The sequence below is a fragment of the Kitasatospora sp. NPDC051984 genome (assembly GCF_044593455.1).
In the GTDB taxonomy this organism is placed as follows: Bacteria; Actinomycetota; Actinomycetes; order Streptomycetales; family Streptomycetaceae; genus Kitasatospora.
Genome location: NZ_JBIUCB010000031.1, coordinates 20,238 through 37,714, shown reverse-complemented (window position 1 = coordinate 37,714; position 17,477 = coordinate 20,238). Strand labels below are relative to the sequence as shown.

Below are 17,477 nucleotides of genomic sequence, written 5' to 3'. Positions count from 1 at the left end.
GAAGGCGGCGGCGCCGCCGGTTCGGAGGCAACCGGAAAACGCTTTCCGAACACCGCCACAGGGAACGGGAAAGCGCTTTCCGGTTGGATTCGGTACCGGCCTTCCGGAGCAGGTGAATCGTCCGCACGGCAGCCGGGTACACCCCGCTGAATCTATGCCGCCACCACCGCCGTCCACCGCGCGAGAATGGCGACTTCACTCTTTCGAATGGCTTGCAGAACAAGCGAGTTGACGTCCACGCGGGCATGGCCGGAAGTGCTGGTTGAATACCCGGCGAAGCGATCCCCGCGAATCGGACGGAAGGACGGCTCGCCATGTCGAACGGACTCGGGACCTTACTGGTCGGAATGGGACGGGCGGGCAGCGGACTCCATCTGCCGGTGCTGCGCCGGTTGCGCACCGCCGCCGATTCCGCGCACCTGTTCGCCCCCGCACCGATACTCGCGGTCGACCCGCACCGCCGTCCCGGGGCAGCCGCCGATCTGCGGCCGGTCAGCCTCGCGGAGGCACCCCGGCTGGCCGACCCGGCCGACACCGTCGTCCATCTCTGCACCCCGCCGACCGAACGGGTCGCCGCCCTGGACACCCTGGGCCGCCTCGGCTACCGGCGCATCCTGCTGGAGAAGCCGTTCGCCGCCGACGCGGCCGGGCTGGACGAACTGCTCGCGCTGCGCGAGCGTCACGGGCTGGACCTGGTGGTGGTCGCCCAGTGGCTGGGCAGCCGGCTGACCGACCGGCTGCGCGCCGCACTGACGAGCGGGGCGTACGGCCCGCTGCGGACCATCCACGTGGTGCAGCGCAAGCCGCGCTTCTCCCGCTCGCTGGCCGGCGACGGCCACCCCACCGCGTTCGACATCGAACTGCCGCACTCCCTCGGCCTCTGCCTCTCGCTCGCCGGGCCGGGCCGGGTCACCGGCGCGGGCGGCACCGACATGGTGGTCGGCGGGCGGGTGCTGCCCCGGCTCGGCACCGCCTGGCTCAACCTCCAGCACGAGAGCGGCGCGTGGACCCGGATCCGCTCCGACCTCACCTCCCCCGTCCGGGAGCGCCGGGTCACCCTGGAACTCGCCCACGGCACCCTGATCGGCCACTTCCCCGGCAGCGAGGCCGACGCCTACGCCCGGCTGACCGTCATCGACCACGACGGCGAGAGCACCGAACTGCTCCACGACGACTCGCTGAGCACCTTCCTGCACCGCGTCTACGCCTACTTCGCGGCGGGCGGCGCGGCGGGCGGCACGGCGGGCGGCGTTCATCACCCGCACCCCGACCTGGCGGTCAACTCCCAGGTGGTGCGGCTGCTCGACCAGGCCAAGACGATCGCCGCGCAGGCACGTGAGACGCAGGCGCGTGAGGCCCAGGCCCAGGTCCGTGACGCGCAGGTCCGTGACGCCCAGGTCCGTGACGCGCAGACGCATGACGTGCAGCGCCGCGCGACGGCGGCCCGATGACCGCCGCCCCCGCCCCGCGTGCCACCGGCACCGCCGTCACCACGTCGGGCGAAGCCGCCCCTACGATCAGCTTCGGCGGCATCGGCGACGAGGCCGCCCCGGACCTGCCCGGCCAGCTCGACGCGCTGGACGAGCTCGGCTGGCGCGACCTCGAGTTGCGGACCGTGGACGGCAGCTGGATCGCCGAGCTGCCGCTCGACCGGGTCGGGCGGATCGCCGAGACGCTTGCCTCCCGGGGTGTCCGGGTGACCTGCCTCGCCTCCCGGATCGGCAACTGGGACAGCCGGATCACCGCCGACTTCGACCGCGACCTGACGGAACTCGCCGCACTCGCCGCCCGCGCCGCGCTGCTGGGAACCGACCGGATCCGGGTCATGTCCTACCCCAACGCGGGCCTGTCGGAGGCGGATTGGCGCCGGCGGGTGCTGGAGCGGCTGGCCCGCTTGGCTGAGCTGGCCGGCCAGGACGGCCTGACCCTGCTGCACGAGAACTGCAGCGGCTGGGCCGGCACCGCCGCCGAACGCCAACTCGACCTGGTGACCACCGTCGACAGCCCGGCGCTGCGCCTGCTGTTCGACGCCGGCAATGGAGTCCCGCACGGCTACGACGGGTACCTGATGCTCCGTCAGATCGCCGACCACGTCGCGCACGTGCACATCAAGGACGCGGTGGGCGGCGGCGACCGTACCGAGTACGTGCTGCCGGGCGACGGGGCGGCGCGGCTCGCGGAGAGCCTGCGCTTCCTGGTGGACCGGGGCTGGAGCGGCGGATGGTCACTGGAGCCCCATCTCGCCACCCGCCCGCACCAGGGCCTGGCGGCGGACGGCACTGCCGCGAGCGGGTTCGTCGCGGCCGGACGGGCGTTGAGCGCGCTGGTGGAGCGCGAGATCCTGCCGTCCGCGGCCGGTTGGCGCCCAGAGCCCGGCGGGCTGGAGCAGGCGGGGGTGTCGCGTGCGCGGTGACACCACAGCCCTCGGTGCCGAAAACGGCGCCCACCCGCCAAAGCCAGCGCCGACGCCAACGCCGACGCCAACGCCAGCGCCAACGCCGACGCCAACGCCAGCGCCGACGCCAGCACCGACGCCAGCACCAGCACCAGCACCAGCACCAGCACCGACGGCAGCACCAACGCCGACGGAAGCGCCAGCGCCAGCACCGATGGACGCCCGACTCGGGCCTGGCGACCAGGAGTTGCTACTCGACCTGCTCCGGCTGCCGACCGCCGGCCCGTTGGAAACCGGCCCGGGCGCGCCGCGTCCGCTGCTTGCCGAGGCGCTCGGGGTGTACGCCCGGGCGGCGGGGGCGATCGGCCTGGCCGAGGTGTATCGCGGCGCGCCCCGGGCGGCGGATCTCGACCGTCCGGACGTGCCGCTGAATGTTCGCGAACGGGCCTGCGAGGAAGGCTTCTTGGCGTCCCAGCCGAGCCTGGTGCTGCGGCTCGGCCCGGAGCTGCCCCGGTCGGCGACGGTGATGTTCAACGTGCACCTGGACACGGTGGCCGGCCCGGAGCCGGTCGGCTTCGACGGGAAGCGGTTCACGGGGCGGGGCTCGATCGACGCCAAGGGCCCGGCGGTGGCGTTGCTGGCGGGGATCCGGGCGGCGGTCGCGGCTGAGCCCGGCGTGGGCAGTTCGGTCAGGGTGCTGGTGCAGGCCGTGTCGGGTGAAGAGGGCGGCGCGATGGGCGTGTTCGGCACTCGTCCGCTGGTGGAGGCCGGGTACGTGGGCGCGCTGAACGTGTTCTGCGAGCCGACCGGCCTGCGCTATCTGCCCCGGGCCACCGCCGCCGCCACCGCCCGGCTGCGGGTGCGCGGCGAGGACGCGATCGACGACTGCCCGGGCGCGGGCCACAACGCGACCGTCCTGCTCGGCTTCCTCGCGCAGTACCTGGCGAGGGAGTTGGGCACCGTGGCCGCTCCGCGCGACCCGGTGTGCGTGGCGGGTCTGAGCACCGGTCCGCTGCACAACCGGGTGTACGGAACCGGCGATCTGCTGCTCAATCTCCCCTACCGGGACGCGAGTTCGGGGCGCCGGGCGGAGGCGTCGGTGCTGGCGGCGGTCGAGGCCGGACTGGTCGCGTTCCGGCGGGAGTTCGCCGGGCTGCCGGAGTTCGCCCGGACCGCCGCCGACTGCGCGCGGATCACCCGACTGGACTGGCTCAAGCGCGGCCTGCCCGTCCTGGACAACCGGCATCCCGCGTTCGAGGAACTGCTGGCGCGGCAGGCCGGCATCCCCCGACTCCCGGACGGCGAACCGGCGTTCACCTGCGACGCGATCTGGACGGCGGGCCTGCCGGACGCGTTCACCGTGGTACTCGGCCCCGGCGACCTGGGCGCCAACCGGGCGCACGCGGAGGGCGAGTTCGCCGACCTCGCCCAACTCGACGGCTTCGCCGCGGCGGTGGCCCGCCTGCTGGTGGCCTTCGCCCGTCACCGACCGCACCGCCGCTGACCGGGCCGACCGCCAACCCGCCGGGAGATGCCCGGCAGGGCGTTCGCCAACTCCGCTCCCCCGTCCAAGACTTCATCACTGTCCGGAGGCTGTTTCCCATGACCACCTTGGCATCCTCGCCAACGTCCGCCGCCGCCCGTACCGTTCACGTTCCGTACGCCGAGCTGGTCCGGTTCACCACCGAGGTCTTCGTCGCCAACCAACTGCCGCCCGGGCGAGCCAGGTTGGCGGCCGAGGCGTTGTGCTACGGGGACGCGGCGGGGATGGACTCGCACGGGTTGGTGAACCTGTCCCGGCTGTATCTGCCGCTGCTGGCGGAGGGCCGGGCCGATCCGCTGGCCGAACCGGAGGTGGTGGCCGACCGGGGGGCGGCGGTGCTGGTGGACGCGCGGAACGCGCTCGGGCTGTGGCAGGCGGGCGCGGCGATGGAGTTGGCGGCGGACCGGGCGGAGCGGCTCGGCATCGGGCTGGTCTCGGTGCGGCGGGCGACCCACTTCGGGTGTGCGGGGCACCATGCGGCGCGGGTGACCGGACGCGGCATGATCGGGCTACTGGCGTCGAACTGCGGACGGCAGCGGATCGCCCGCCCGCCGGGTGGCGCGGTCGCGCTGCTCGGCACCAACCCGTGGAGCGTGGCCGCGCCGGCGGGTGAACTCCCCCCGTACGTCCTGGACATGAGCACCACGGCGGTTCCGACGGGACGGGTGCGGGCGGCGGCGCGGGCGGGGCGGACCATCCCCGAGGGGTGGCTGGCCGACGAGGACGGGCGGCCGGTGACGGATCCGGCGGCGTTCGACCGGGGCGAGGCGCATCTGCTCTGGCTGGGCTCGGGTTCGGGCGCCGGGTTCAAGGGGTTCGGGCTCGGGCTGATGGTGGAGGTGCTGGCGGCGATGCTGCCCGGTGCGGGTCTCGGCCCGGAACCGGCGGCGCTGGACGGGGACGGCGGTCCGACCGGCCGGGACGACGACATCGGCCTGTTCGCGCTGGCGATCGCCCCGGCGGCGCTCCGCGATCCGGAGCAAGTCGCCGCGGACGCACGGACGTTGTTCTCCACGGTGCTGGCCTGCCCGCCCGCCGCCGGGCAGGCCGGTCCGGTCGTCTACCCCGGCTGGCACGAGGCCCGGCGGACCGCTGCGGCGCACCGTGACGGCGTGCCACTGGCCGCCCCGCTGCTGGCCGAACTCGCCTCTGTGGCAGCCGAGTTCGGAGTGCGGCCGGTGGAGGTGGCGGAGTGAGCGGCCTGCGGGTGGGCGTGATCGGGCTCGGGGTGATCTCGCGGTTCTACCTGGCCGCGCTGGAGCAGGTCCCGGGGGTGCGACTGGCGGCGGTGTGCGACCGGGACGCGGAGCTGCTGCGCGAGTTCGAGGGACGGGTGGGGTGCTTCACGGACCACCGGGAGCTGCTGGCCACGGGTGGCCTGGACGCCGTCGTGGTGACCGTCCCGAACGACCTGCACCTGACGATCTGCCGGGACGCGCTGTGGGCGGGCCTGCCGGTGTGCGTGGAGAAGCCGCTGGCGCTGCGGGCAACGGAGGGTGCGGAGTTGGCGTCGCTGGCGGTCGAACGCCGGGTGCCGCTGTTCACGGCGTTCCACCGGCGGTACAACGCGGCGGTGCGGGAGCTGTGCCGAACGCTGGAGGGCGCGGCGCCGGTGCGGTCGGTGACGGCGCGGTACTTCGAGCGGATCGAGGAGCATGTCGGCCGGGACCGCTGGTACTTGGACCCGGAGCGCTGCGGCGGCGGCTGCATCGCCGACAACGGCCCGAACGCGTACGACCTGCTGCGCCTGCTGGCCGGCCCGATGCGGGTGGAGGCCGCGAAGGTGGTGCGCGACGAGGGCGGGGTGGACCGGTACGCGCTGCTGGAGCTGTCGGGTCCGCGCGGGGTGCGCGGTCGGATTGAGCTGGACTGGTCGTACCCCGGCGAACTGAAGGACGTGGCCGTGGAGTTGGCGGACGGCTCGGTGCTGCGGGCCGACCTGCTGGCCGGGCACGACGGGTTCAAGCAGTCACTGTGGCACGAGTACGTCGGCATCGTCACCGACTTCGCCGACCTCCTGGCCGGCGGCGGCGCGGGCGGCGGCGCGGGCGGCGGCAACAGGCTCCGGGGCTTCCGGGGCCCGGACGGCGTGGACGCGCTGCGGGTGGTCGAGCCGGCGTACCGGGCCGAGCGGGCGGGGGTGCGCGGATGATCCGGCAGCGCGAGGACCGGGCCCAACTCGCGGCCCCGGTACGGGAGAACGGGCCGAAGCGGACGGTGACGGGCACGCTGGTGAAGGTGCTGCTGCACAGCCGGACGGATCGCGGGATGAGCCTGGAGCCGTTCGCCAGCCGGTGCGTCCGGGCCGGCGAGGTGCACGAGTTGGTGACCACCGACCAGCGGGACACGGCAGCGGGCGCACGGATCGACCGGGTGGGGTTCCTCGGCTTCGCGGAGATCGCGGCGGCCGGGGTGCTGGACCGGGGCGACGAGGTGTTCGTCGGCGAGCACCGAGTGGGGACGGTGCTGGGCTTCGACGCCTGCCACTTCCCCAACCACTACAACGTGCTGATCGCGGCCGATCACCTGATGACGGGCGAAAGGCTGGACCTGCGACCGGAGTTGCCGGTGCGGTTCGTCCCGGCGGCCACCGAATCCTGACGCCTGTCGGAGCCCGAGGCGACCCGAACAACGAACGAAGGCCCGGAGCGGGAGGCGCCTCCCCCCGTTCCGGGCCCGGGTGCGTCAGGCCGTCGCCGGCCGCGCGGCGGGGCTCAGCGGCCCAGCAGCGGAACGTCCAACTCGCCCATGTGGTAGGCGCGGACGGCCTGGACCAGCTCCTCGACGGACAGCTGGCCGTCGCCGTTGGCGTCGATCTGGCGGAACGCCTCGGCCGGCTCGACGCCCTCGACACCGATGGCGTCCAGCCAGGTCTTGAACTCGGCCGGGTTGACCTGGCCATCGCCGTCCACGTCGACCAGCTCGACCATGGCCTGGATGGTCGGCTTGACGACGCGGGCGAAGCCGGCGCCGCCGTTCTCCAGGACGTGCTCCTCGGCGACGTGGTTGAACTGCTCGGGGGTGAGCGCACCGGTCTGCTCGTCGATGCCGACCTTGTCGGCGAAGAAGCTCCACATGCCGAGGTAGGCGTCGGTCAGCTGACGAGCGGCCGGGGAGGTCGGGTCCTCGCCGAAGGCCTGCAGGATGCGCTTGGCCTCGGCGTCCCAGTCGGACCGGTCGATCTGGCCGTCACCGTTCACGTCCCAGAGGTCGAAGCGCTTCTGGGTACGGTCGGCCTGCACGGAACTGGTCATCTCGGGTCTCCAGATTGAGTCTGAGCGGGCGGATCATTTCGAGTGAGTCGGCCATCACACAATCGGTGCGGTCGGACACGGAACGTCACAGTACCGGCGTGACGCACTCCGGTTCGCCGACGTACCGCCAACTGGGTGACGGCGCCCCCGCATTGACCGAACGCGAGGCCCACACCCCTTGAACTCCAGGCCTCCAGCCACGTTTTGGGGACTCCGTCAACGGTTTCGCGACCGGCCTCACGAGCGGGTGATCGTCGTCCGGTTCGCTGGCGGAGGGCGCGCTCCGGGCCCCTAGCCTCGCTCCGTGACCGAGACCTCCACGACCGACACCTCCGCGACGCTCCCCGCGCTCCCCGCGCTCCCGCTGATCGAGCTCGCCCCGCAGGCCTTCGCCGCCGTGCACGCCCTGCACGCCGCCGTCGAGCAGGCCGCGGCGGCAGCCGGGCTGGAACCGCTGCTGCTCGAACTGGTGCGGCTGCGCTGCTCGCAGCTGAACGGCTGCACGTACTGCGTGGACCTGCACACCGCAGCCGCCCGGAAGGCCAGCGAGTCGGACGAGCGGCTGGGCCGGCTGGCGGCCTGGCGCGAGTCCGGCGCGCTGTTCACGCCCCGCGAGCGGGCCGCGCTGGCCCTCGCGGAGGCGGTCACCCGCCTTCCGGACCACGCGGAGGGCGCACGGGCGCAGCGTGCGGCGCGCGCGGTGCTGTCCGACGCCGAGGCGGCGTTCGTGGCGTGGGCGGCGACGGTGGTGAACGCGTACAACCGGATCGCGGTCACCTCCCGGCCGGTGCCGGCCACCGAGGGCTGACCGTCCCGCCCGCGCGCACCGGTTAGCCCGGTGCCGGGTCGTGCGGCAGGCTGGAGGGATGACAACGGTGCGCAAGGACCCCGGCGGGTTCGCGGCGGCGCTGGCGGCGGGGCCGGTGGTGCTGGACGGCGGGCTGTCCGCCCAACTGGCCGCACAGGGCTGCGATTTGTCCAGCGCGCTGTGGTCGGCACGGTTGCTGCTGGACGATCCCGGCCAACTGGTGGCGGCGCACCGGGCGTTCTTCGAGGCGGGGGCGCAGGTCGCCACCACCGCGAGCTACCAGGCGAGCCGGGCGGGTTTCGCGGGGCGGGGCGCGGGCGCGGCCAAGGCGGACCGACTGCTGGCGTTGAGCGTGGAGTTGGCGCGGCTGGCGGCCGAGGAGACGTCTTCGCAGCTGGGGGACGGTCGACCGCGCTGGGTGGCGGCGTCGGTGGGTCCGTACGGGGCGGTACTGGCGGACGGCTCCGAGTACCGGGGTCATCACGGGCTCTCCGCCCGGGAGTTGACCGCCTTCCACCGTCCGCGCCTGGAGGTGCTGGCGGTGGCGGGGCCGGATGTGCTGGCGGTGGAGACGGTGCCGGATCTGCTGGAGGCGTCCGTTCTGGCGGAGTGCGTACGGGGATTGGGCGTGCCGGTGTGGTTCTCGTTCGGCGCGGCGGACGGCCTGACCCGGGGCGGGGAGCCGCTCGCGGAGGCGTTCGCGCTGGTGGCGGACGTGCCGGAGGTGGTGGCGGTGGGCGTCAACTGCTGTGCGCCGCAGGAGGTTTCGTCGGCCGTGCGTTTGGCGGTGCAGGTGACGGGCCGGCCGGCGGTGGCGTACCCGAACAGCGGCGAGGGCTGGAACGCGACGGCCCACGACTGGGCGGGCGCAGCGGCGTTCGACCCGGGCGAGGTACCGGGCTGGGTGGCGGCCGGGGCCCAACTGGTGGGCGGCTGCTGCCGGGTGGGGGCGGATCGGATCGCGGCGGTGGCGGCGGCACTGGGCGGGTGACCGCCGGCCGACTCCGGGCCGACGGCGACAGCGAAGGCGACGGCGACGGCGACGGCGACGGCGACGGCCCGTAGCCTGAGGCCGTGATGACAATCTCGTCGATTCTCGGGCAGTTCGATCTCTGTGCGGACCGGGCGGAGTTCCCTGACCAGGACAACGGCTACTACTACCCGGTCGATGCACGGATCCACCTGTTCGGCGACGACACCCGCTGGGCCGTGGTCGCCGAGCTGCTGGGTTACACCCCGCGCGGCGGCAACCTCATCGACGTCGTGCACTGCTTCGGCAACTGCCTGACGCGCGGTGAGCCCGGGTTCGGCGACTTCCTGGACCGGGTGGACAACATGGCGGAGATCGACCCCCACGGCGAAGAGGTTTACGCGGGCGGAGTCCCGGTCGTGGTCCGCGGCACCGCGCTGACGGTCGACGCCCCGGCGGGCACCCCGCTGCAGGACGTGTTCCGCCTGCTGGCCCCGGCCAACAGGGACCTCCTGATGGCCGACGGGACGGAGCTGCGCGCCCGCATCCCCGCCGACCTGCCCGAGCTGCTGCGCCTCGACGAGTGGCACCAGCCGGAGGACCTCGGGGCCGTCATGCCGAGCGGGCACGAGACCTTCCGGATGATCGCCGAGGTACTGGATTCCGGCGACCCGGCCCGGTACCGGCCGACGCTCCCCGCGAACACCCACTGGTCCCACTGGCCGGACGCCGGAACGCTGTGACGCCTGCCCGGACGGCCCGGGAGCGTCTCGCGACAGGTGGGCGCGGGCCGGACCGGATCGCGGCGGTGGCGGACGCCGTGCGCAACCGCGGGCGGCGGTGAGGTCCCCGTAGCGGGCAGCGCTCGGTCGCGGTGTGGTTCAGCTCACGTGGAACCCGTGTGCCCGTGGTCGGCGGAGAAAGGTATGGATCCAGGATTTCGGGCCCGGATACGGGCGGGTGACGAGGGCGCCTTCGGGGTGCTGTTCCGTGAGCACGGTAAGGCGGTGTACAACCACTGCTTCCGGCTGACCGGCGACTGGTCGGGGGCGGAGGACTGCGCCTCGCTGGTGTTCCTGGAGGCGTGGCGGCTGCGGGAGAAGGCCGAGCCGACCGGCGGGAGTCTGCTGCCGTGGTTGCTGGGAATCGCGACGTTCGTGGTGCACCGCCGTCGCAGGGTGGCGCGCCGGCACCGTGCGCTGATGGAACGGATGCCCGAGCCGGAGCTGTTGCCCGACTTCGCGGACGAGTTGGTCGGGCGGCTGGAGGACCAGGAGCGCATCGCGTCGGTGCAGGAGGTTCTCGAACGTCTCTCCCGCTCCGACCGCGAGGTGCTGGCGCTGTGCGTGTGGGCGGGGCTGGACTATGCGGCGGCCGCGCACGCGCTGGGGGTGCCGGTGGGCACGGTCCGTTCCCGGCTGTCCCGGGCCCGCCGCCGCTTGGACCGGCTCGCACAAAAAAATCTCGGCCTGCGGGTGGAACCGGCGGCCACAGGACGGCAGGTAACAGATGACCGCACCGAAGCGGTCGGGCCGAAGAAGGGGAACGCGTGATGACCGGGTACCAGGACGACGACCTGCGGACGCTGCGTCGGATGCTGCCGGTGCCTGCCGAACGCGACTTTCCCGCCGGCCGTGGGCACCAACGTGAGGAACATCTGATGAGCAGCTTGCTGACCACGTCCCGTCACGACGACGAGCGGCGGAACGCGAACACGAAGCGTCGGCGTCTCGGCGTGCGGATCGCGCTGCCGGCCGGTCTGGTGGCCGCCGCGGCCGGTGTCGTCGTGGCCGCGCTGCCGGCCCAGACCGCGGCCGCGTACACCCTGCAGACCGCCGACAACGGCACCGTGAAGCTCACCGTCGTCAACCCGGCGGGGAAGATCGACCTCGCCAAGGTGCAGCGCGAACTCGATCGGCTCGGCGTCCGCGCCCGCGTCTACGCCGGCGATCCCAACTGCCAGGCCCCGGCGCCTCTGCCGTCCACTTCGGCCAGCTCCGCGCCCTCGAGCTCGCCGTCCGCCTCCGCGGGCGCCCCGGCCCCCTCCGCGGACGCCCCGGTCCCCAACGCGAGCCCCGCGTCCGAGCCCAGTGACCAGAGCTGGACCCTCGGCCGGGAGAACGGCAAGCTCGTCCTGATCCTCAACCCCGCTCGGATCCCCGCGGACAAGCAGGTGCAGATCGTCTTCCCGCTGGCGAAGACCGACCCGGCCCACGGCACCAGCGTCATCATGGGCGGCCTGACCGACATCCCGGGCCCGGACTGCGCGCCCGCCCTGCCGGCCGACGCCATCGCGGACAACAACCCGCAGTAACCGTAACGCGGTCGGGGGAGGCAGCGGCTGTCCGCTGCCTCCCCCGTTGTGCTGCCGCGCGCCGGACCGGCCCGGGGAGGGAGGATGTCCGTGGACGGAGAGGGGTCGCGGTGCGGGCGGTCGGTGTGGTGAACGGTCTCGGGGCGCGCTGGGGGCACGAGTTGGCGTTCGGCTCCGGGCAGGTGTGGACGGCGGTGGGGGTGTGGCCGCTACTGGCGATGCTGGTGGCCGGGGCGGGCGAACCGGTGTGCGAGGAGCTGGCTGAGGCTATGGGTGTGCCGGCCGAGCAGGCTCCGGCGGCGGCGCGGGAGTTGCTGGCGGGAGTGGGGCGGGTGCCGGGGTGTGCGGCGGCGCTCGGGCTGTGGACGGCGGAGCACGTCGAGGTGGAGCCCGACTGGGTGAAGCAGCTGGGTGCGTCGCTGTGGGGACGGTTGACGGGTGATCCGGCGAAGGACCGAAAGGTGCTGGACCAGTGGGCGGCGAAGCAGACCGGCGGCCTGCTGAAGCGGATGCCGGTGGACCCGACCGAGGCCGAACTGGTGCTGGCGTCGGCGGTGACGGTGCGGACCAGCTGGGTGGTCCCGTTCAAGCCGGGCTGGTTCCCGGTGACCGAAGGCCCTTGGGCGGGGCGGGAGTTCGAGAAGCTGGAGCGGACCGGGCCCGAGCTGTTCGAGCGGATCTCGGTGTCGGAGACCTCGGCGGGCCGGGTGACGGAGGTCCGGGTGGCCGGGGACGGCGAGGTGGACGTTCACCTGGTGCTGGGCGGGAGCGGCGCCGCGCCGGGTGCGGTGGTGGCGGCCGGGTTCGAGCTGGTGTCGGGCGAGTCGCGGCGGCTGCCGCTGGCCGACCGCCCGGACGGGGAGCCGTGGCCGGGGCTGGAGTTGACCACGGTGGAGGCCGCGTCGCCGGGCGACGTCGGCGCCCTGCAGACCGTCGGCTTCCTCGTCCGCTCCGAGCACGACCTGCTGCGGAGCGCGGACCTGTTCGGCCTGCGGACGGCCGCGCAGGACGGCGACTGGTTCCGGGGCATCAGCCGGAGCACCCCGCTGAAGGTGTCGCAGGCCCGGCAGGTCGCGATGGCGGAATTCTCGGCAGAGGGTTTCGAGGCGGGCGCGGTGACGGCGATGACGATGGTCAGGTCCGCCGCGATGACCCCGCTCCGCCGGTTCCGGGTCCGCCACGCGACGGCCCGCTTCGACCGGCCGTTCGCGTTCCTGGCGGTGCACCGCACCTCGGGCCTGGTGCTGATGGCGGGCTGGGTGACGGAACCGGCGCCACTGTCCTGAGGACGCGAGCCCGCTCCCGCAGGGGGACGGCACGGGGCCCGGCGCCGCGCGTTGCACGGCACTGGCAGCGAGCCACAGACGGGACTCCGCACTCGGAGCCGCGACGGAGCTCGCGGAAGGCCTCGACGCTGCCGCACCACAGACGCCGGGGCTGGCGCGAACGGCAGGCTGCGCGGCGCAGCCGGCACCGTAGTCCTGAGGACGGCGCGCCTGCTCCCGTAAGGGGAACGGCACGCGGCCCGACGCAGCCCGGCTCTGCACGGCGCGCCGCACGGCACTGGCAGCGGGCCGCAGACGGGACCCCATACCCGAGGCCGCGGCGGAGCTCGCGGAAGGCCTCGACGCCGCCGCACCACAGACGCCGAAGCCGACGCGAACGGCAGGCTGCGCGGCGCAGCCGGCACCGTAGTCCTGAGGACGGCGCGCCTGCTCCCGCGAGGGGAACGGCACGGGGCCCGACGCAGCCCGGCCACGCGCCGGACGTGGCGAAGCCCGGGCCCGCACGGATTCGGCGCTGTCCGGGCCGGGCGCCGGAGGTGCGGGTTTCGGTGCCGGGCGTCCGGGGGTGGTCGTTGGGGTAGTACGGTCGGACGACGGTAGGTGGGGTCGGCATGGCCGACCGGTGGTCTGTGGAGGTGGGCCGGTGTCCGGTGCGATCCAGTCGCTGTCGCGGGCGGCCGCGATCCTGCGCCTGTTGGCGGGTGGGGAGCGGCGGCTCGGCCTGTCGGAGGTGGCGACGGGGCTGGGGCTGGCGAAGGGTACGGCGCACGGCATTCTGCGGACGTTGCAGCAGGAGGGGTTCGTCGAGCAGGACCCGGACAGCGGCAAGTACCAGTTGGGGGCGGAGCTGTTGCGGCTCGGCCAGAGCTACCTGGACGTGCACGAGTTGCGGGCCCGGGCCCTGGTGTGGGCGGACGATCTGGCGCGGGCGGCGGGCGAGACGGTGTACCTGGGGGTGTTGCACCAGCGGGGGGTGCTGGTGGTGCATCACGTGTTCCGGCCGGACGATTCGCGGCAGGTGCTGGAGGTCGGTTCGATGCAGCCGCTGCACGCGACGGCGCTGGGCAAGGTGCTGCTGGCGTACGACCCGGTGGCGCGCGGCGAGTTGGGCGACGGTCCGTGGGAGGCGTTCACGCCGCGGACGGTGACCGAGCCGGCGGCGCTGGACGCGCAGTGCGCGCTGGTGCGGGAGCGGGGCTGGGCGGACGCGGTGGAGGAGACCTGGGAGGGCGTGGCGTCGGTGGCGGCGCTGATCCAGGACCGTCGGCGCAACCCGGTGGGCGCGGTGTGCGTGAGCGGTGCGGTGGAGACGGTGTGCGAGGACGGGGTGGTGCGGCCGTCGCTGGTGGCGTCGGTGCGGACGGCGGCACGGGCGATCTCCCGCGATCTCGGGGCGCACCGCTTCTGAGTGGGCGCACCGGTTCTGAGGGTGTCCGGTGGGCAGTGGGTGATCGTTCGGCGGCGGCGCGTGGTCGTCGGGGCGTCGCGGGTCACAACGCCTTGACGTCGGGCGTCCGGCTGCTGTTGGCTTCCAAACGTCGGTCGACATTGTCGAACGACGGCTGGAGGGTCCGGGGCGTTCCGCGCCGCCCGCGTGGTTTGCCGGACCCGCGCGCACGGGGACTGACGAAGAGTCACCCCGAGCCCGTTGACGTCCCCGAGCCGAGCCGAGGAACCGCATGACTGCCAGCTACATCGCCGCGATCGACCAGGGCACCACGTCCAGCCGGTGCATCCTGTTCGGGGCGGACGGCCGGATCGTCGCCGTCGAGCAGCAGGAGCACGCGCAGCTGTTCCCGCAGCCGGGCTGGGTGGAGCACGACGCGGCAGAGATCTGGACGCGGGTGCAGGCGGTGGTGCGGGGTGCGCTGGAGAAGGCGGGGCTGACCCGGGAGGACATCCGGGCGGTCGGCATCACCAACCAGCGTGAGACCACGGTGCTTTGGGACCGGCACACCGGTGAGCCGGTGTACAACGCGATCGTCTGGCAGGACACCCGTACCGAGGCGCTCTGCCGGGAGCTGGGCCGCAATGTCGGGCAGGACCGTTTCCGCCGGGAGACGGGGCTGCCGCTGGCGAGCTACTTCGCGGGGCCGAAGATCCGCTGGCTGCTGGACAACGTCGAGGGGCTGCGTGAGCGCGCCGAGGCGGGGGACATCCTGTTCGGCACCATGGACACCTGGGTGATCTGGAACCTGACCGGCGGCGCGAACGGCGGCCGGCACGTCACGGACGTCACCAACGCGTCCCGCACGCTGCTGATGAACCTGCACACGCTGGAGTGGGACGAGCGGATCGCCGAGTCGATCGGCGTGCCGATGGCGATGCTGCCGCAGATCCGTTCCTCCGCCGAGGTGTACGGCGAGGCGGTCGGGGTGCTGGCGGGTGTGCCGGTGGCGGCGGCGCTGGGCGACCAGCAGGCCGCGCTGTTCGGCCAGACCTGCTTCGACGTGGGCGAGGCGAAGTCGACGTACGGCACCGGAACGTTCCTGCTGCTGAACACCGGTGAGCGGATCGTCAACTCCTACCACGGGCTGCTCACCACGGTCGGCTACCGGATCGGCGACCAGCCGCCGGTGTACGCGCTGGAGGGGTCGATCGCGGTCACCGGCTCGCTGGTGCAGTGGCTGCGCGACCAGCTCGGCATCATCTCCACGGCGGCGGAGATCGAGACCCTGGCGGGCACCGTCGAGGACAACGGCGGCGCGTACTTCGTGCCCGCGTTCTCCGGCCTGTTCGCCCCGTACTGGCGTTCCGACGCGCGCGGTGTGATCACCGGCCTGACCAGGTACGTCACCAAGGGCCACCTGGCCCGGGCGGTGCTGGAGGCGACGGCCTGGCAGACCCGCGAGGTGGTGGACGCCATGCAGAAGGACTCCGGCGTCACGCTGACCGCGCTGAAGGTCGACGGCGGCATGACCTCCAACAACCTGCTGATGCAGAACATCGCGGACGTGCTGGACGTCCCGGTGGAGCGCCCGTACGTCGCCGAGACCACCGCTCTCGGCGCGGCCTACGCGGCCGGCCTCGCGGTCGGCTTCTGGGACGGGCTGGACACGCTGCGCGCCAACTGGCACCGGGCCGCCGAGTGGACGCCCCGGATGGACGGCGCGACCCGCGAGAGCGAGCACCGCAACTGGCTGAAAGCGGTGGAGCGCACCATGGGCTGGATCGAGCAGGACGACGAGCAGCCGCAGCTCTGACACCTCCGTCAGAGCCCGCATCACCGATCGGAAGGAGACGCGGACCGGCCGCGAACCGGGCCCGCCGCACACACCATGGCAAGCATCCCGACCCTGGGCGCCGAGCGCGCCGCCGGCCGCGTCGCCTCCCGCGCCGCCACCCGCGACCTGCTCGGCCGGGCCCGCTACGACCTGCTGGTCATCGGCGGCGGCATCCTCGGCACCGCCACCGCCTGGACGGCCGCCCAGGCCGGGCTGAAGGTGGCGATGGTGGACGCCGGGGACTTCGCGAACGCCACCTCCTCCGCGTCCTCGAAGCTGGTCCACGGCGGCCTGCGCTACCTGCAGACCGGCGCGGTCAAACTGGTCGCGGAGAACCACAAGGAGCGCCGGGCGCTGGCCACCGACGTGGCCCCGCACCTGGTCAACCCGCTGACCTTCTTCGTCCCGGTCTACGAGGGCGGCCCGCACTCGGCGCCCAAGCTGGGCGCGGGCGTGTTCCTGTACTCGGCGCTGTCGGCGTTCCGCGACGGCCTGGGCCGGGTGGTCTCCCCCGCCCAGGCGGCCCGCGCGGTGCCGGGGCTGCGCACCGAGGGCCTGCGGCGGGTCGCGGTGTACGGCGACCACCAGATGAACGATGCCCGGATGGCCGTGATGACGGTGCGGGCGGCGGTGGACGCGGGCGCGGTGGTGCTCAACCACGCCGAGGTGACGGGGCTGCGCTTCACCCGCGGCCGGGTCAGCGGCGCGGAGGTCCGCGACCGCCTCGACGGCACCGAGTTCGGCATCGACGCGCGCCTGGTGCTGAACGCCACCGGCCCGTGGGTTGACCACCTGCGGCGGATGGAGTTCCCGGGCGCCGAGCCGTCGATCCGGCTGTCGAAGGGCGCGCACGTGGTGCTGCGCCGGCAGGCGCCGTGGCGGGCCGCGCTGACCATTCCGATCGACCAGTACCGGGTGTCCTTCGCCATCCCGTGGGAGGACCACGTCCTGCTGGGCACCACCGACGAGGAGTACACCGGCGACCCGCTGGACGTGCAGGCCACCGACGCCGACATCGACCAGATCCTGTCCGAGGCGGGCCACGCGGTGCGCGACGAGCACCTGCGGCGCGAGGACATCACCTACGCGTTCGCGGGCCTGCGGGTGCTGCCGGGCGGTCCGGGGGCGACGGCGGCGGCCAAGCGGGAGACGGTGGTCACCGAGGGCCGCGCCGGGATGCTGTCGGTGGCGGGCGGCAAGTGGACCACCTACCGGCACATCGGCCGGGTGGTGCTGGAGAAGCTGAAGAACGCGCGCGGCGTCGGCCTGGCCGAGGACATTTCGCCCATCCCGTCGACCGTGCCGCTGCCCGGCATCGGCGCCCCGCAGGCCGTCGCGCACCGCCTGCTGATGGACCGCGAGCCGGGCTCCCGGATGGACCCGCTGGTGGCCCGCCACCTGGCCACCCACTACGGCACGCTGTCGTTCGAGATCGCCCGCATGATCGCCGAACGCCCCGAGCTGGGCGAGCGGGTGCACCCGGACGGGCCGGACGTGTGGGCGCAGGTGGTGTACGCGGCCGAGCAGGAGTGGGCGTACACGGTGGACGACGTGCTGCGGCGGCGCACCACGCTGACGGTGCGCGGGCTGGACACCGAGGAGGTCCGCAAGCGGACCGCGGAGCTGCTGGCCCGATAAGAACGCGACGACGCCCTCCGGGAGAGAGAAGCGGGATCCGGAGGG

Annotated in this window: 16 protein-coding genes; 15 read left to right on the top strand and 1 reads right to left on the bottom strand. The window is 73.6% G+C overall.

The window, feature by feature from the left end; translation table 11 throughout:
- The first annotated feature begins 347 nt into the window (after positions 1–347).
- The 6 genes from ACIHEI_RS33845 to ACIHEI_RS33820 all read left to right on the top strand — a co-directional run bounded on the left by ACIHEI_RS33845 (position 348) and on the right by ACIHEI_RS33820 (position 6,539).
- Positions 348–1,451 carry a hypothetical protein gene (locus tag ACIHEI_RS33845; protein ID WP_396609414.1) on the top strand — a complete coding sequence of 368 codons (1,104 nt, stop codon included), beginning with the start codon at positions 348–350 and terminating at the stop codon, positions 1,449–1,451.
- Positions 1,448–2,413 (top strand): sugar phosphate isomerase/epimerase family protein, encoded by a 966-nt coding sequence (locus ACIHEI_RS33840; protein ID WP_396609413.1) that lies wholly within the window; start codon positions 1,448–1,450, stop codon positions 2,411–2,413. The genes ACIHEI_RS33845 and ACIHEI_RS33840 overlap by 4 nt, the downstream gene beginning before the upstream one ends.
- A gap of 196 nt (positions 2,414–2,609) precedes the next feature.
- A complete protein-coding gene (locus ACIHEI_RS33835; protein ID WP_396609412.1) occupies positions 2,610–3,899 on the top strand; it encodes a M20/M25/M40 family metallo-hydrolase in 1,290 nt (429 codons plus the stop codon).
- 98 nt (positions 3,900–3,997) lie between these two features.
- On the top strand, positions 3,998–5,134 hold the full coding sequence (locus ACIHEI_RS33830; protein WP_396609411.1) for an Ldh family oxidoreductase: 1,137 nt from the start codon (positions 3,998–4,000) through the stop codon (positions 5,132–5,134).
- Complete coding sequence (locus ACIHEI_RS33825) at positions 5,131–6,090, top strand: Gfo/Idh/MocA family protein (RefSeq protein WP_396609410.1); 960 nt, start codon at positions 5,131–5,133, stop codon at positions 6,088–6,090. The genes ACIHEI_RS33830 and ACIHEI_RS33825 overlap by 4 nt, the downstream gene beginning before the upstream one ends.
- The gene (locus ACIHEI_RS33820) at positions 6,087–6,539 is read left to right on the top strand and encodes a DUF6917 domain-containing protein (protein ID WP_396609409.1); all 453 of its coding nucleotides are present in this window, start codon (positions 6,087–6,089) and stop codon (positions 6,537–6,539) included. The genes ACIHEI_RS33825 and ACIHEI_RS33820 overlap by 4 nt, the downstream gene beginning before the upstream one ends.
- Positions 6,540–6,652: 113 nt before the next feature.
- Here the strand turns inward: ACIHEI_RS33820 and ACIHEI_RS33815 are convergent, their stop codons facing one another.
- Positions 6,653–7,192, bottom strand: a complete 540-nt coding sequence (locus ACIHEI_RS33815; RefSeq protein WP_392956579.1) for an EF-hand domain-containing protein — start codon at positions 7,190–7,192, stop codon at positions 6,653–6,655.
- Positions 7,193–7,496: 304 nt separating this feature from the next.
- Between ACIHEI_RS33815 and ACIHEI_RS33810 the strand changes: the two genes are divergently transcribed.
- From ACIHEI_RS33810 to ACIHEI_RS33770, 9 genes are all read left to right on the top strand, one after another.
- On the top strand, positions 7,497–8,000 hold the full coding sequence (locus ACIHEI_RS33810) for a carboxymuconolactone decarboxylase family protein (protein WP_396609408.1): 504 nt from the start codon (positions 7,497–7,499) through the stop codon (positions 7,998–8,000).
- Between the two features lie 58 nt (positions 8,001–8,058).
- Entirely contained in the window at positions 8,059–8,991 is a 933-nt protein-coding gene (gene mmuM, locus ACIHEI_RS33805) for a homocysteine S-methyltransferase (protein ID WP_396609407.1), read from the top strand.
- A gap of 86 nt (positions 8,992–9,077) precedes the next feature.
- Positions 9,078–9,713, top strand: coding sequence for a DUF7003 family protein (locus ACIHEI_RS33800; protein WP_396609426.1), 636 nt, complete (start codon positions 9,078–9,080; stop codon positions 9,711–9,713).
- A gap of 183 nt (positions 9,714–9,896) precedes the next feature.
- Positions 9,897–10,523: an RNA polymerase sigma factor gene (locus ACIHEI_RS33795; protein WP_396609406.1), complete on the top strand. Its 627-nt coding sequence runs from the start codon at positions 9,897–9,899 to the stop codon at positions 10,521–10,523.
- Positions 10,524–10,630: 107 nt separating this feature from the next.
- The gene (locus tag ACIHEI_RS33790) at positions 10,631–11,284 is read left to right on the top strand and encodes a hypothetical protein (RefSeq protein ID WP_396609405.1); all 654 of its coding nucleotides are present in this window, start codon (positions 10,631–10,633) and stop codon (positions 11,282–11,284) included.
- Between the two features lie 110 nt (positions 11,285–11,394).
- Positions 11,395–12,570 carry a serpin family protein gene (locus ACIHEI_RS33785; RefSeq protein WP_396609404.1) on the top strand — a complete coding sequence of 392 codons (1,176 nt, stop codon included), beginning with the start codon at positions 11,395–11,397 and terminating at the stop codon, positions 12,568–12,570.
- A 643-nt stretch (positions 12,571–13,213) separates the two neighbouring features.
- Positions 13,214–13,978, top strand: coding sequence for an IclR family transcriptional regulator (locus ACIHEI_RS33780; protein WP_387648324.1), 765 nt, complete (start codon positions 13,214–13,216; stop codon positions 13,976–13,978).
- 271 nt (positions 13,979–14,249) lie between these two features.
- Positions 14,250–15,773 carry a glycerol kinase GlpK gene (glpK, locus tag ACIHEI_RS33775; RefSeq protein WP_396609403.1) on the top strand — a complete coding sequence of 508 codons (1,524 nt, stop codon included), beginning with the start codon at positions 14,250–14,252 and terminating at the stop codon, positions 15,771–15,773.
- Positions 15,774–15,848: 75 nt separating this feature from the next.
- Positions 15,849–17,432: a glycerol-3-phosphate dehydrogenase/oxidase gene (locus ACIHEI_RS33770; protein ID WP_396609402.1), complete on the top strand. Its 1,584-nt coding sequence runs from the start codon at positions 15,849–15,851 to the stop codon at positions 17,430–17,432.
- The last annotated feature ends 45 nt before the right edge of the window (positions 17,433–17,477 follow it).